Source organism: Thalassolituus sp. UBA675 (genome assembly GCF_002297765.1).
Lineage (GTDB): Bacteria > Pseudomonadota > Gammaproteobacteria > Pseudomonadales > Oceanobacteraceae > Thalassolituus.
In genome coordinates this window covers 116593-130543 of sequence record NZ_DBNJ01000032.1, presented here as the reverse complement: position 1 = coordinate 130543, position 13951 = coordinate 116593, and the positions used below count along the sequence as shown (strand labels likewise).

Genomic DNA, 13951 nt, shown 5'->3' with positions numbered 1-13951 from the left:
AGCGTTGGCATCAGTCACATCAAAAGTATCTGCGCCTGCAGAGCCCTCTATCGAGCCGCCCCCGAGATTAATATCATTAACACTAGTGACAGAGAAGTCTGTAGTACCGAGCGTTATCTCATTGTCAGCTCCAGTCAGCTGAGCATTATTTAACGTAGTGTTACCATTCTCGATAGTAACTTTGCTCGCGACAGCCATAGCCTGACCGTCAGTACCAAAGTCGATTGATGCACTATTACCAATCGTTAGTTCTGTAGCAGCGCTATTATTATGAATATTAAGAGTGTCAGTACCATTACTCAGATCTACTGAGCCGCCTAATCTAATGGTGTCGCCATCAATATTAATCGATGCGGCTTTCGCAGTACCTTCGAGGTTAATCGCGCTATTATATAAATCGGACGCATCTCGTGCAGTCAAAAACACCTGTTGAGCACTCAATTCTCCTGTACTACTAATAGCATTTGTACCTACGGCGTCTGTTACATCAGCTGTAATTTCAAAACCAACCAGTCCACCTTGATTAAAACTTATATAACCAGCACCGCCTGCTCCGAGACCAAGGAGATTTCCGACAGTAATATTGGCGGCGTTATTAACTTCCGCCCCAATAGCAATGAAATTATTATTCCTAGTGTGTGCTACACCCTCAGCATCGTTGATAAAATCAACGCCACTTTCAATAGTAATTTTCCCATTGGCATCAGTCTTTAAAAACAAAAGATTATTGTAGTTTTCAGCCTCATCATTACCTTGAAAGAAATCCTGGGTACCAGCATCAACGCCACCAGACAACCCCATCCCTGATACCACTAAACTATTAACATCAATTATTGCTGTACCCGCAATTGTCATACCATTCGGATTGACAAGGATAATATTACCGTTTGCTTTCAACAGGCCAGCAATCTCACTTGCCGATCCAGTAATCTGGTTAACCAAAATATTGCTAGGGTCACTTTGAAGAAACTCAATACCATATCCTTCAGCAATATCAAAACTGATCCAATTAGCCAGTGCTCGGTCGCCTGTCACATTGTAGACAGCGGAGTTACCTGCTTCGATACCATCAATAGAAGCACTACTATCAATTGTCACTGGACTAGCCCCCGCAGCCAACTCTGGCAGATTTGCCGCCCACGCAACCGGCGCTACTACCTGCCCTGCAATTAAAGTGACATATACCCCACCTTTCAGGCCATCACGTACCCCGGCAAGGGTGGTACTCAGGGCTGATATAGCAACGCTCAGGGCATTTCTTCTGAAACTGTTTGATACGGTCTCAATGCGTTTTTTCGTGTAGTGGGTCATTGTCACTGCTCTCATTGCAAGGAGGGCTGAGCCCTCCGGTAGCTTATCCATGTGTACCGGCTGTCTGGTCGCCGGCGCTGCGCTTTTGTGCGTCAGAAATAAAAGTTGATGTCAGCGAATACTTCGATGGCATCAGGATTGTTATTCAGTGGTTCGGTACTGGCGTCACCATCCTGTGGGTCCAGGCTCGACTTGCCGTATACTGGGGTAGCAACAGACACTTTGCTGCTGAAGGTCGAACCCCAGCTTGCTTTAAATACAAGACCAGCAGCACTCATCTGCGCCCACTCGTCTTCTGCCAATGTACCGCTATCCGTTATGAAACCGCCGTTCTGAATGCCGTATGCAAGATCAAATAAAATACCGGCCTGGAATACATCGTTCAGGGTATTTCTACCGAATAGATTCCACTCAGGGAGGTCGAAGTACCACTCGTTACTAATAAATGCGGATTTATCAGCAGAAAAGTCGCCGACCTGAAAACCGCGAACGCCCGTTGAGCCACCCATACTGAACTGCTCAAACGAAGGGAGCGACTGGTCAGTATGCTGAAGGCGAACGCTGGTCAGTAAGCGGCTGTATTTCTCGGTAAATGGCAGAGGAATGAAGAATAGCGAGCTGGTATCAATCGCCGTGCGCACATAATTTTCATCAGCACCCTCAACAACGTCGGTCTGGAAGCTACCGTACTGAACGCGGAGATTCGCTGTGTTGAGCATACGAATACCCGATTGGCTCAGGCCATCGATGTAGAAGTTCCACTCACCCGCCACTACGTGATCTTCGGTCGACAGAAAATCGATATAACTCTCTACCGTTGAGGTTTTATCGGTAACTGCCAGCCCCGTCGACATATTAAAGTCACGGGTACGGCGAATCTGATAGTCGTAACGAAGCGCGTAGGTAGTATTTACACCGCTAATTTCCAGGGCATTAATAATGCCACCGTCTTCATCTACAAGATCAAAGGTGTTGCGATCGGCACTGATCGTCACCCGGTTGCGCAGGTTAAATACAGGCAACGAGTAACTGATCTGACCGAGGTTGCTGTGCGCCTCCCGCGTACCAATTTCATCTGCAAGACCGTCACCCGAATCATTCTGGCCGATATCTTCAGAACGTAGCAGGCCGATGCTCAGGTTGTCGCCAATGCCCGCCGGGTTGTGCCATTGCATGTTGCCGTATGCGCGCGCTTTACCTGTAAACCGAGCACCGTGATTATCAAAGCGCACGAGATAAGAGAAATCATCTTCCTCACGAACCACCAAGCGAAGCCGTGTTTCACCTGGGTTATTACCAGCGCTGAACGCACCGGTCAGTGTCATGCCGGGCAGATCATTAAGAATATAAAGCGCTTCTTCAACCTGCTGGCTGGTTACGATGCCACCAACGATATGCTCCAACGGAGACTCAAGCAGCTCCTCGCTGTAACGCTCGTTACCCAGAGCCTCAAGTTGACCAAGGCGCCCTTCCATCACAGTAAAAGTCACTACGCCGTTCTCAACTTCCTGTGCAGGCAAAAGCACACGCGCCAGAAACAGCCCACGCTTGCGGTAATAAATCGTCAGCAGGTTCGCAATTTCTTCCAGATCGGCAAAACTCAGACCGCGGCTCCGTTTCTGATCACGGATTAACTCAATCAGCGCCTGCATATCTTCATGAGTCAGGTCATCAACGTCTGAATCACTGCCAATATCGCGCAGATATGCCGTGATCTCACGAAGTTCATCCGGCGTATAACCAGCATCACCACGCTGGTCTTCCTTCATATAAACGATGCGCAAACGTTCAGCCTCAGCCAACACACCTTCGCGCGTGATACCAAACTCAGGGAACTCTTCCAGACGCTCAAAAGCGAATTTATTTACAAGGATACGAGGACCCGCATCACGATCATTAATATCTGGGATATCGCCATCCGTGCTTGGCATCAGATCCTTCTGACGAGAACGCTGACGGTAATCTTCATCTGCGTCAGGTTGATCATCAGGCGCATTTATACCAAACACATCACGTAAAGAAGATGCCTGTTGAACCGAAACACCGGGGACTACCGGGTCAGCAGCCTGGACCACGCCAGAAGCAAAAAGTGACAGTAACGACAACGTAACACCCCGGCGCACGGACGCACCCAGGCTGGAATGAATCAACATATCCTTGTTCCTTAAACGTGCAGGCACGGCCGCACGCATCTGTGTTTTAACAAGAAGCAGTAGAGCCGGGAGGCGGCCCACGTAACGATCTCTATGAGGAAAATTCTGAGACATCCTTGCCCTACTGAAATTGCAATCCGTTTAGCGCCTGCTCGGGGCAGAGCTGCATAAATCGGGCCTTATCAACGCCATATTGACGCCACACCCGGTAAAAATCGGCGGCATTATAGCAACATGATCAGAGCTTGAATACCGGCCTGTTAAAACACATGAAAGACGAATTCGATCTCTGAACGGGAGTTTACCCAAAGAGAATCACACAGCAAAGAGGCTCGCCGGACAGAAAGTCAGGCAGGGCTGAAATGGGAATTTATATTATTGAGTAGCCACTCAACAGAGTTATTCCCCGGAACGAGGCTGATTTCTGCGAACGGTCGTATCTTCACCCTGCCCACTCGGTACTGAGATAACAGGCGCTACAGACTGATTCGGACCCACGGTAACCTCAAGCATCCCGACACTGATATTATCGCGGCCACCACTGTGATTCGCATCATCAATTAAGCGGTAGCAACACTCGAGTGCTGGACGGTGCGTTGCCAGAACATGTTGCAGCTCGGCGTTATCGAAATACTCAGTCAGGCCATCAGAACAGAGCATCAGCAATGCACTTTCAGTTAAACGGTAGGTTTTGAGGTCGGGCTCCACATCCTCCTGGACCCCCAGTGCACGGGTGATGTGGTTACGCACATCGCTGGTTCTGGCCTCTTCCTCGGTGAGCGTACCCGCATCAATCATTTCCTGAACCACGCTATGGTCACGGGTCAGCTGCGTCAGCCCCTTAAGGCTCCAGTGATACGCACGGGAATCGCCAACATGGGCCACCGTGAGTTGATCCTGCCACACCACAGAAAGAACCACCGTCGTTCCCATGTGAGAAAAATCCGGGTTCTCCGCTTTCGCTTCAATGATAGACAAGTTGGCCTTGTGAATGCCGCTACGAACCGCAGACTGAATCATCAGTTTCTGTTGCTCAGGGGTACAAGCAAGGAACGTCGGGGTAATCAGCTGACTGAAACAAAGACTGATCGTCTGAATGGCAATCCGGCTGGCAAGCGCGCCACCGCTGTAACCACCCATACCGTCGGCCACAACAACGTACGCGAATGGCTGATCAGGATGAGCAAACCACGTAATTGCATCCTCATTTTCCTCCCTGATCTGGCCGATATCCGTGCGACCATTTACTGCAAGAGAGACGCTTCTGCTCATTCCATTTTCCATATCTCAAGTGAACAGAGCACTCGCCCTCCGGGCAGGCTGCGGATACAGCGGCTCTGTGTGGACTCGAGCGATTAAAACAAAAAAAGCTGAGCGGTGACAGAATTTTTCCTGATTCGCCTCTGGTTGATTTTGCAACACCTGTTCAGCATAATTGGCCTCACTTCAGCGTGGCAGCGTCTGAAACTTCAGGGAATCACCGTCAGCAGGGACACATACTCGACATGGCAAGACTGCCGCGTATCAACATCGCCAACATCCCCCAGCACATCATTCAGGTCGGCCACAACAACCTGAATTGCTTCTTCGATGACGAAGATTACGAATTTTATCTGGCGTCATTGCAGAAGGCGGCTGAGCAATACGATGTCGATCTTCATGCCTATGTATTAATGCCCAATGCGATTCAGATGGTTGCCACACCGAACATCGCAAATGGAATTTCATCCATGATGCAGTCACTTGGCCGTCGCTACGTTCAATACGTCAATCACCGTTACCAGCGCTCGGGCACCTTATGGGGTGGCCGCTATAAGTCCAGCGTCATTGATTCCGAGGCCTACCTGCTTACCTGCTATCGCTACGTTGAACTGAAACCCATGCATGAAGGGATTGTCGAGAGTCCTGAGCTTTACGAGTGGTCAAGTTTCAACCACCACACTGGGCGAAAGAAGAGCAAAATTCTTGAGGACCACCGGCTGTACCTTGCGCTCGGCGATACCTACGAAGAGCGTGCCAATGAGTACAGTAAGCTATTCCGCTATGAATTCGACCGCGGACTGCTTACCTATATTGCTGAAACCATCAAACTCGGCCAGGTACTCGGCGGAGATCAGTTCACCGAGAAAATTGAAAAAATTGCCAACCACCGGGTACGCCCACTTAAGCGTGGCCGCCCGAAGAAGAAGTCAAAACCCACCACCGCTTAATCGGCGAATACGCCCAGTGGCGTAATATTACGCATCATTGTAATTTTCTCGATCATCGCAAAAAATTTCTTTTAATAAATCGTGTCAGAGTCAAACCGCTCACTGATCACTGGCTTCTCCCATGTAGTTAAAGGCCCTGTCTGTCTGCAGCCAGCCTCGTGAAAGTAACTGCTATAAATTCGTGCCAGAGTCGAATAAATAATAAAAAATCAGGGGTTTTCGTCTCGGGTCTAATCTGTTTAACTTGGCCTCACTTGCCATATGGCCGTGGTTTAAGCGCTGAAAATCAGCCCGCACAGCCAAGGCTTGAAGGAAATCTTTAACTAAATACAGAGGAATTGTTAAATGGCTATCTACATGAATTTCAACGGCAACAACCCACAAGGTAACGTAACTGCTGCTGGTTACGAGAACTGGATTGAAGTTGATAGCATGAGCTTCGGCGTTGGCCGCTCAATCACCATGCAAGCGGGTGCAATGTCTAACCGTGAAGCATCTCGTCCAAGCATCAGCGAAGTGACTGTAACTAAGCCACTGGACGCTGCTTCAGGTGGCCTGTTCAAGTCATCTGTTACTGGTGACGCTGGTGTTAAGGTAGAAATCCACGTTGTTCAGACTGGTGCAGAGAAAGTAGAAAAGTACGCTGTCTACACTCTGGAAGAAGTAATCATCTCTTCTTACAGCATCAGCGCTGCAGCTGGCGGTGCTCCAGCTGAGTCTATCTCTCTGAGCTTCGCAAAAATCGAAGCTGACCTGACTCACGCTGATAAGACCAACAAGAATACTAAGAACATGAAGGTTGGTTACGACCTGACTACTGCAAAACCACTGTAATAGGGTATCCTAACCCCATTACATCTCAGGGCAGCCTGCAACAGGCTGCTCTGTTCTAAAGGATTCTAACGCAAGTGGAAGCGTAGCCCCCTCATTACGCTACCCATCACAAACGCAGTGGTGATATAGCATGACGGCACTCAGTCAGAACAACCGCCTTATTCAGATAACGACTCCGTTAGGTAAAGACGCAATGATTGTGTCAGAGCTGACCGGTGACGAATATATTTCAGACCTTTTCCACTTCCACCTCGACTTATATTCTGACAACCACGAGATCGCTCAGAAAGACCTTCTCGGTAAAGACGTTACTATCAGCCTGCAATCAGAAAAGACGAAAGAATCACGCTATATTCACGGCTACATCAACCACCTGGCAATGCTTGATGTTAACGACGAAGGATTACGTCGATATCGTGCTGAGGTAGTGCCAGGGCTATGGTTCACAACACTCGGTGCGAAAAACAGGATCTTCCAAAAGAAAACTGCCGATAAGATCATCGAAGAAGTTCTGAAAGAATACAGCAAGCTTGTCTCATTCAAGCTGAATACCAAAGGCAAGTTTGCCGAACGTGAATACTGCGTTCAGTTTGAAGAAACGGACTTTGCCTTTGTATCACGCCTGCTCGCAGAAGAAGGCATCAGCTACTACTTCACACACAAAGACGGTGAACATGAACTTATCTTTGTCGATGATGCACAGGACTTCGTCGACTCAGGCGCGGCCAAAGCAGAATATGATGGCGGCGGTGTTCAGCCAGACATTCCATCCGTGCACAGCTGGCAGCGGACCTTTAATTACCATACAAATGCATTCGAATTCCGTGATTACTCCGAGAACACGACGAGTAAAGATCACAAGCAGACAGTTAAAACCAAATCAGACCTGAATAAAATTTCAGGTCTGACTACCCAGGGATATGGTGCTTTCCACTTGGAGCCCGAGGGAGATAGCGAGCACACTCTCATCGATGCTAAGAGTAAGTCCTTCGCTGAGAACAGCATGGAAGCCGTTGAGGCAGGGTTCGACGTTGCACAGGGTACGAGCAATATCATAGCCCTATCGGCGGGTGCACGTTTTGAACTTGAACACCCTATTTCCAGCGAAACAGGTAAGTACCTGGTGACTCACCTCAGCATCATTGCCCGCGATGGTAATGGCGAATCAACCCAGAACTCGAACCGTTTCAGCTGCGTTCCATCAGATACTTTGGTCAGGCCTCAGCACGACGCCTACCGACGCCAAGTTCATGCGCCTCAGGTCGCAACCGTATGTGAAGTAAAAGCCACAGGCAGTGACAGCTCCAAAGACACTTTCACCCAGGTAAAAGTTACCTTCCCATGGAACAGTGCCCAGAACTCTTGCTGGGTACGAGTCGTACAGCAATTCGCTGGTAAAGGCTGGGGTGCGAACTTCGTTCCGCGCGTCGACCAGGAAGTAGTCATCAGCTACATCAATGGCGACCCTGATCGCCCGCTGGTAACAGGGGCTGTTTATAACGGAACCAACGCAGGTCCGAACTACACATCGACGCAAAGCGGCTGGAAAACCATGGTCAAAGACAGTGAATTTAACGAACTGCGCTTTGACGATAAAAAAGGCAGCGAAGAAATTTATATGGAAGCCGGTAAAGATCACAACTGGATCATTCACAATGACCAGACCGGCACCGTCGAAAACGATCAGACCGTCACCGTTAAGAACGACCAGAAGCTGACCGTCGAACAGAATCGCACAGCAACCGTCAGTAAAGGCAACGATTCACTGACCGTATCGAAAGGCAATCAGACGACCAAAGTCGACTCAGGCAACCATAGCCTGAAAGTCAGCAAAGGTACGTCAACAATCGATGCTATGGGCGCGATTAAGATTACCTCCAAGACCTCAATCGAACTGAAAGTCGGCGCTAACAGCATAAAAATCGACCAGAGCGGCGTTCAGATTAAAGGCACCATGCTTAAAGCCAAAGCCAGCGCTATTGGCGAAGTATCAGCCGGCGGCATACTCACGGTGAAGGGTGCCCTGACCAAAATTAACTAAGTGGTAACAGCATGACTCAGCTGATAAAAATACAGGCGCTGACTGCCGACGAACTGCTCAAAGAATTTGAATTAACTGAGCCGGAGGCCGCTGATGTCGTGATTCCTGATACAGCGCCGCAGATCAGTATCGAGCGCTTGATGGAAGCAGGTTACTACCAGGATGCCATCAAACTACTGGCCCACGGCCTACCTAAGCGAGAGGCAGTCTGGTGGGCCTGCCTCGCTGCGAGAAAAGCCCAAAAGCCAGACACCGACGAACACAACATTAATGCCCTGTTGGCGACCGAAACCTGGGCTCGAAAACCCACAGAAGACCATCGCCAGCGCTGCAAAGAACTCGGTGAAAAAACACAGTACAAAACTGCAGCCAGCTGGGCGGCCACTGCAGCAAGTTGGTGTACCGGAAGCATGACCCCACCGGGCGAACCTGAGGTACCACCACCAGCCTACCTATACGCCCATGCAGTGGCCGGCAGCATCACACTCGCTTCAGCCACGATCGACCCGGAAAAAATTGAAGACAACTATAAGCTGTTTCTCGCTCAGGGCATCGATCTTGCCCGTGGCGGAAACGGCATGATCGAAGGAGCCTGATCATGGGAAAGCCAGCCTCACGCATCACTGACATGCACGTCTGCCCGATGTCATCTGGTCCGGTACCGCACGTTGGCGGCCCTATTGTCTCTCCCGGTGCACCTACAGTGCTCATCGGTAATATGCCTGCCGCGACTCTGGGCAGTATGTGTGTCTGCGTTGGGCCTCCCGACTCTATTGTCATGGGCAGTACAACCGTCCTGATGAGCAATAAGCCTGCAGCACGGATGGGCGACTCAACAGCTCACGGCGGTAAGATTGTATTGGGCTGCCCGACCGTTTTGGTGGGCGGGTGAATGGTGAAGCTTTCTCTTTTTATCGTATTAATAATTGCATTCGTAGGGGCTAACGCGATGTCAAAGAACAATAAAACGTGCTTATTCTCAGCAATATCCGGCACGATCACGCTCAATGGCAAGCCAGTTGCAAATGCAAGAATAAAGAGAGTTTCAGACGAACGGATTGACGAGTCAAAGACGGATGAAAATGGCTACTTCAGCATGCCTTCTGTTTTCGACACATCCATTTCCAATGCAATCAGGAAGTTCGTTCCCAGTCAGTTTGTTTCCCCACAGACGCTTTATGTTTATGTAGATGGGATGGAATACCAACTATTAGAGGGAATCAAACGTAAAGAGAGTGAATTTTCAGAATCACGGGGTAAACCTTGGATAATAAGCTGCGAATTAAGCGATGATCCAATCCGGTTCAGAATTGAAGGAAATGCCTTTTCTTCTAGGTGTAAGTGGGATGCTGAACACGACAGGAAGAAAATAATTTTACCACCAGAGTAATATCCATACATTTGCAAGGGATTATATAATTATGGAATTTCCACCACTGATGGCCGCAGAGATAGCGAACGATATCTACTATCTTGTTACAGCCGATAATACCGGATTCGGATATGAAACCTTTTACGATTTACACGAAGGTTACCTAGAGCTTCCAGAGCCACCTAGACTTGGTAAAAATACTGATTGTTCCACCCTGCCAATTCTAAAGGGAACTACGGGTTCCTTATTTTTCCTTAAATCTCAAACAGGTATGGGGCTAACAGCATTCGGGAAGGAATCGGGCTATAAGGGCCACGCTTTCATAGTATTCCGAGGTACAAACAAAAAATTCGCCGCAGATATTCTAACTGATGCAAGCGTAGGGATTACACAAAGATCCTCATATGGCCACCCGGTTCATAATGGATTTTCTGAATCATTCAATTCAATGAAGAGCCAAATAGACCCATTTTTGATTGAATGCGGTAAACGAAATATCGAACAGCTTCATATCATAGGCCATAGCCTTGGTGGCGCCCTCGCCACTCTATGTACTGAATACTCAAAATCCAAATATCCTACTCTACCAGTAAAATGCTATACATTTGGCTCTCCCCGAGTTGGCCTGAGGAACTTTTCCGATGAATTCACAAGGAAAATTGGTCCACAGAATATATACCGAGCTTATCACCGCACTGACCTGATTCCATGCATCCCATGCTGGCCTTTTATGCATGTTCCGGTAACTACAGGTGCAGACTATGACTATTTCCTGCCTAGTTCAGGTAATTTTGCAGCCTTAGCAGCACACGATATGGAGTTGTATAAAGACTCCGTCGAAGGTAAAAAGTGGCCAGCATTGAGAGGGCTGAAATATGAACACTTGCAGCCTACCGAAATTGAGCCTTGGCTTAATAATAAGTCGCCAGTTAGCTTTACCCCGACAAATCTTGAGTATTTAGATAAGGCTATTAACTATGTACTACTAAAAGTAGCAAAAGGTATAGGAAGCGCGGTTGGAGCGGGATTGACTGGATCGTTTACACTTCTGGATCAATTGGCTTACGTTTTAAGAAAGGGGATAGACCTAACCAAACATCTGTCCACGCTTGTACTTTCGCTGCTCAGAAAAATCGCTGAGTTGCTTGGAATGAGAAGGACCATTGAAGCAGCAGATGCTACCTTGGCCTTTATTAGAAATCTATTTGAAAGACTACACCGAAAAGTCAGTGAGCAAGCCCAGAAAATTCTCGATGCTGTTTTGGTTAATGGAAAATCGATATAAAAACCGGGGCTTTCGCCCCGTTTTTTTTCCTACCGATAATCAGCTTACCTGATAAGTAAAGTCACCGTCTTCGGTGGCACCAATGTGCACCTTAGTAACTTCTTCGCCTTCGGCCATCTTCGCTAAGCACTCTGATGCCAGCGCCGGCAGCACGGTACGGTTGAGGATGGTTTCGATGTTACGAGCACCGGTATCGGATTCCTGACAACGTGCGACGATATTGATGAGTACATCTTCGTCGTAGCTGAATTCCGCACCGTATTTCTCGGTGAGGCGCTTCTCGATGCGACGCATGTTGATCGCTGCGATCTGCATCAGGTTCTCATCATCCAGTGGGTAGTATGCGATGGTATTCGCACGACCCATGAATGCCGGCTTGAAGTGCTGAAGTAAATGCGGACGGATATTATCAAGCAATACTTCAGGCTCTGGTTTCTCTTCAACCTGATTGAAGATAGCGCGAATCGCATCTTCACCCGCGTTCGACGTCATGATGATGATGGTATTCTTAAAGTCGATATCCCGGCCTTCACCGTCTTTGATCGTACCTTTATCGAACAGGTTGTAGAAAATGTCCTGAACGCCTGGGTGTGCCTTCTCCATCTCATCCAGCAGGATGACGGAGTACGGCTTACGGCGTGCAGCTTCGGTCAGTACACCGCCTTCGCCATAACCCACATACCCCGGAGGTGAACCAAGAAGCATAGAAACTTTATGCTCTTCTTTAAATTCAGACATGTTGATGGTGGTGATATTCTGCTCACCGCCAAATAACTCATCCGCCAGTGCAAGAGCCGTTTCTGTTTTACCCACACCCGACGTACCACAGAACAGGAAAACGCCCATTGGCTTACGCGGATCAGTTAAACCAGCACGCGAGGTCCGGATGACCTGTGCGATTGCTTCCAGCGCATGTGGCTGACCAATAACACGCTGGCCCAAGCGATCAGCAAGTGTCTGTACCGCAGTAATCTGATCACTGACCATTTTACCGACCGGAATACCTGTCCAGTTGGCGATCACCTCAGCGATAGCCTGCTCATCAACATTCGCTTGCATCAGAGGTGCATCCCCCTGAATGCCACTCAGTTCAGCGGTAAGCGCCTTCAGTTGAGTTTTAAGCGCATCGGCATCGCTGTCTGACAGTTTGTTGTCAGCATCTGCCATAAAGTTCTGGTCGATCTGGTCACGACACTCGCGGATCTGAGTAATCAATGCGGTTTCCTGTTCGTACTGAGTATTCAGATCAGCTAACAAGGTCTCTGCATTCTGTTTTTCTGCGTACAGATCAGCCAGACGTTCGGTATGCTCTCCCGTCGCCGCCGCTTCCCGCTCCAGTTTACCTATGGTTGTTTCCGCTCGTTGAATACGACGCTGAGCATCTTCAATCGCACCCGGTGTCGCCGACTGGCTGAGTGCTACACGTGCACACGCGGTATCCAGCAGGCTGACCGATTTATCCGGAAGCTGACGACCCGGAATATAGCGATGAGATAAAGTCACAGAAGCGATAATGGCTTCGTCCAGAATACGGACCTTATGGTGATCCTGCAGAGACTGAGCGATGCCTCGCATCATATCGATCGCTTTCTCTTCCGATGGTTCTTCAACTTTTACAACCTGGAAGCGACGGGTCAACGCTGGGTCACGCTCAAAATATTTTTTGTATTCAGCCCAGGTCGTCGCAGCAATAGTGCGCAGCTCGCCACGTGCCAGTGCAGGTTTCAGAAGGTTTGCTGCATCGCCCTGTCCTTCTTTTCCGCCCGCGCCAATCATGGTGTGCGCTTCATCGATGAACAGAATAATCGGAGTGACGGAAGCACGGACTTCTTCAATAACAGATTTAAGACGGTTCTCAAATTCGCCTTTCACGCTCGCACCTGCTTGCAGCAAGCCAAGGTCGAGAGTACGTACAGCAACACCTTTCAGCGGTTCAGGCACGTCACCCGCGGCAATACGCAAAGCGAAGCCTTCAACCACTGCGGTCTTACCGACACCGGCTTCACCCGTCATGATCGGGTTGTTCTGACGACGGCGGGTCAGGATGTCGATGCACTGACGAATCTCTTCATCACGGCCAAGTACCGGGTCAATCTGACCACTCTGAGCACGCTCCGTTAAGTTCACTGTGTACTTATCAAGCGCTGGCGTTTTAGACGCAGACACAGGGCCTGCCTGGCCGCCTTCTGAGCCTGGTTCATTACCACGAACCAGTGAATCGGTCTCGCCAGTGGTGCCGAAAATAGCGCGGGCAGTTTCACGGATAGATTCTGGCGCAATCTCTTTTAACTCAGGGCAGCTTTCAAGGAGCTGACGACGCGTGCTGTCTTCTAACAGCAAGGCCGCAAGCAGGTGACCTGAGCTGACGACGGGTTGTGCGTAGTCGACTGAAGCCAGCATCCAGGCGTTCTTAGCGGCTTCGACAATACTTGGGGCGAGAGCAGCCGGACGACTGCTGCCTGAACGGAAACGCGAGATCGTACCGGCCAGTTGTTTGGCGACACTCCCAGGATTAACGTCATGTTTTTCCAGCAAGGTAACAAAATCGGTGTCAGAGATATCGAGGAGTTTCAGCAACCAATGTTCGAGTTCAACATTGTACTGGCTGTGAGCAAGACACAGACCTGCTGCTCCTTCGAGCGAGTCCCTCATATAGGGCGACATTTTGTCGACCAGCGACTTCAGATTGATGTTAATCATGGGTTTATTCCTCGTTCATCTCTGAAATTATTGAATCCATGTGAT

At 49.2% G+C, this 13951-nt stretch carries 11 protein-coding genes; 7 read left to right on the top strand and 4 right to left on the bottom strand.

Annotated elements, in window-relative coordinates; translation table 11 throughout:
* The 3 genes from B3007_RS14785 to B3007_RS14775 form a co-directional block, all read right to left on the bottom strand.
* A partial coding sequence (locus B3007_RS14785) for a filamentous hemagglutinin N-terminal domain-containing protein (protein ID WP_301376868.1) occupies positions 1-1311 on the bottom strand: 1311 nt, incomplete at its 3' end.
* A 92-nt stretch (positions 1312-1403) separates the two neighbouring features.
* Positions 1404-3464, bottom strand: a complete 2061-nt coding sequence (locus B3007_RS14780) for a ShlB/FhaC/HecB family hemolysin secretion/activation protein (RefSeq protein ID WP_301376870.1) — start codon at positions 3462-3464, stop codon at positions 1404-1406.
* 399 nt (positions 3465-3863) lie between these two features.
* Positions 3864-4736 carry a Stp1/IreP family PP2C-type Ser/Thr phosphatase gene (locus tag B3007_RS14775; protein ID WP_301376872.1) on the bottom strand — a complete coding sequence of 291 codons (873 nt, stop codon included), beginning with the start codon at positions 4734-4736 and terminating at the stop codon, positions 3864-3866.
* A 233-nt stretch (positions 4737-4969) separates the two neighbouring features.
* Here B3007_RS14775 and B3007_RS14770 point away from each other — a divergent pair, with 233 nt between their 5' ends.
* The 7 genes from B3007_RS14770 to B3007_RS14740 all read left to right on the top strand — a co-directional run bounded on the left by B3007_RS14770 (position 4970) and on the right by B3007_RS14740 (position 11206).
* Positions 4970-5674, top strand: a complete 705-nt coding sequence (locus B3007_RS14770) for a transposase (protein WP_068436235.1) — start codon at positions 4970-4972, stop codon at positions 5672-5674.
* 345 nt (positions 5675-6019) lie between these two features.
* Positions 6020-6508: an Hcp family type VI secretion system effector gene (locus B3007_RS14765; RefSeq protein ID WP_068436237.1), complete on the top strand. Its 489-nt coding sequence runs from the start codon at positions 6020-6022 to the stop codon at positions 6506-6508.
* Positions 6509-6638: 130 nt separating this feature from the next.
* Positions 6639-8549 carry a type VI secretion system Vgr family protein gene (locus B3007_RS14760; RefSeq protein WP_076516917.1) on the top strand — a complete coding sequence of 637 codons (1911 nt, stop codon included), beginning with the start codon at positions 6639-6641 and terminating at the stop codon, positions 8547-8549.
* Positions 8550-8560: 11 nt separating this feature from the next.
* The gene (locus B3007_RS14755) at positions 8561-9145 is read left to right on the top strand and encodes a DUF6931 family protein (RefSeq protein ID WP_068436241.1); all 585 of its coding nucleotides are present in this window, start codon (positions 8561-8563) and stop codon (positions 9143-9145) included.
* 2 nt (positions 9146-9147) lie between these two features.
* Positions 9148-9441, top strand: a complete 294-nt coding sequence (locus tag B3007_RS14750; protein ID WP_076516919.1) for a PAAR domain-containing protein — start codon at positions 9148-9150, stop codon at positions 9439-9441.
* Positions 9442-9498: 57 nt separating this feature from the next.
* Positions 9499-9939 (top strand): DUF6795 domain-containing protein, encoded by a 441-nt coding sequence (locus tag B3007_RS14745; RefSeq protein WP_301376875.1) that lies wholly within the window; start codon positions 9499-9501, stop codon positions 9937-9939.
* 31 nt (positions 9940-9970) lie between these two features.
* Positions 9971-11206 carry a lipase family protein gene (locus B3007_RS14740; RefSeq protein ID WP_084188976.1) on the top strand — a complete coding sequence of 412 codons (1236 nt, stop codon included), beginning with the start codon at positions 9971-9973 and terminating at the stop codon, positions 11204-11206.
* A 39-nt stretch (positions 11207-11245) separates the two neighbouring features.
* On the opposite strand, the gene tssH is transcribed toward B3007_RS14740, so the two are convergent.
* Positions 11246-13906 carry a type VI secretion system ATPase TssH gene (gene tssH, locus B3007_RS14735; RefSeq protein ID WP_301376877.1) on the bottom strand — a complete coding sequence of 887 codons (2661 nt, stop codon included), beginning with the start codon at positions 13904-13906 and terminating at the stop codon, positions 11246-11248.
* Between the last annotated feature and the right edge of the window lie 45 nt (positions 13907-13951).

Coding starts and splice junctions, on each gene's coding strand:
- B3007_RS14780 (WP_301376870.1), bottom strand. CDS start 3,464: ATGTTGATTCATTCCAGCCTGGGTGCGTCCGTGCGCCGGGGTGTTACG.
- B3007_RS14775 (WP_301376872.1), bottom strand. CDS start 4,736: ATGAGCAGAAGCGTCTCTCTTGCAGTAAATGGTCGCACGGATATCGGC.
- B3007_RS14770 (WP_068436235.1), top strand. CDS start 4,970: ATGGCAAGACTGCCGCGTATCAACATCGCCAACATCCCCCAGCACATC.
- B3007_RS14765 (WP_068436237.1), top strand. CDS start 6,020: ATGGCTATCTACATGAATTTCAACGGCAACAACCCACAAGGTAACGTA.
- B3007_RS14760 (WP_076516917.1), top strand. CDS start 6,639: ATGACGGCACTCAGTCAGAACAACCGCCTTATTCAGATAACGACTCCG.
- B3007_RS14755 (WP_068436241.1), top strand. CDS start 8,561: ATGACTCAGCTGATAAAAATACAGGCGCTGACTGCCGACGAACTGCTC.
- B3007_RS14750 (WP_076516919.1), top strand. CDS start 9,148: ATGGGAAAGCCAGCCTCACGCATCACTGACATGCACGTCTGCCCGATG.
- B3007_RS14745 (WP_301376875.1), top strand. CDS start 9,499: ATGTCAAAGAACAATAAAACGTGCTTATTCTCAGCAATATCCGGCACG.
- B3007_RS14740 (WP_084188976.1), top strand. CDS start 9,971: ATGGAATTTCCACCACTGATGGCCGCAGAGATAGCGAACGATATCTAC.
- tssH (WP_301376877.1), bottom strand. CDS start 13,906: ATGATTAACATCAATCTGAAGTCGCTGGTCGACAAAATGTCGCCCTAT.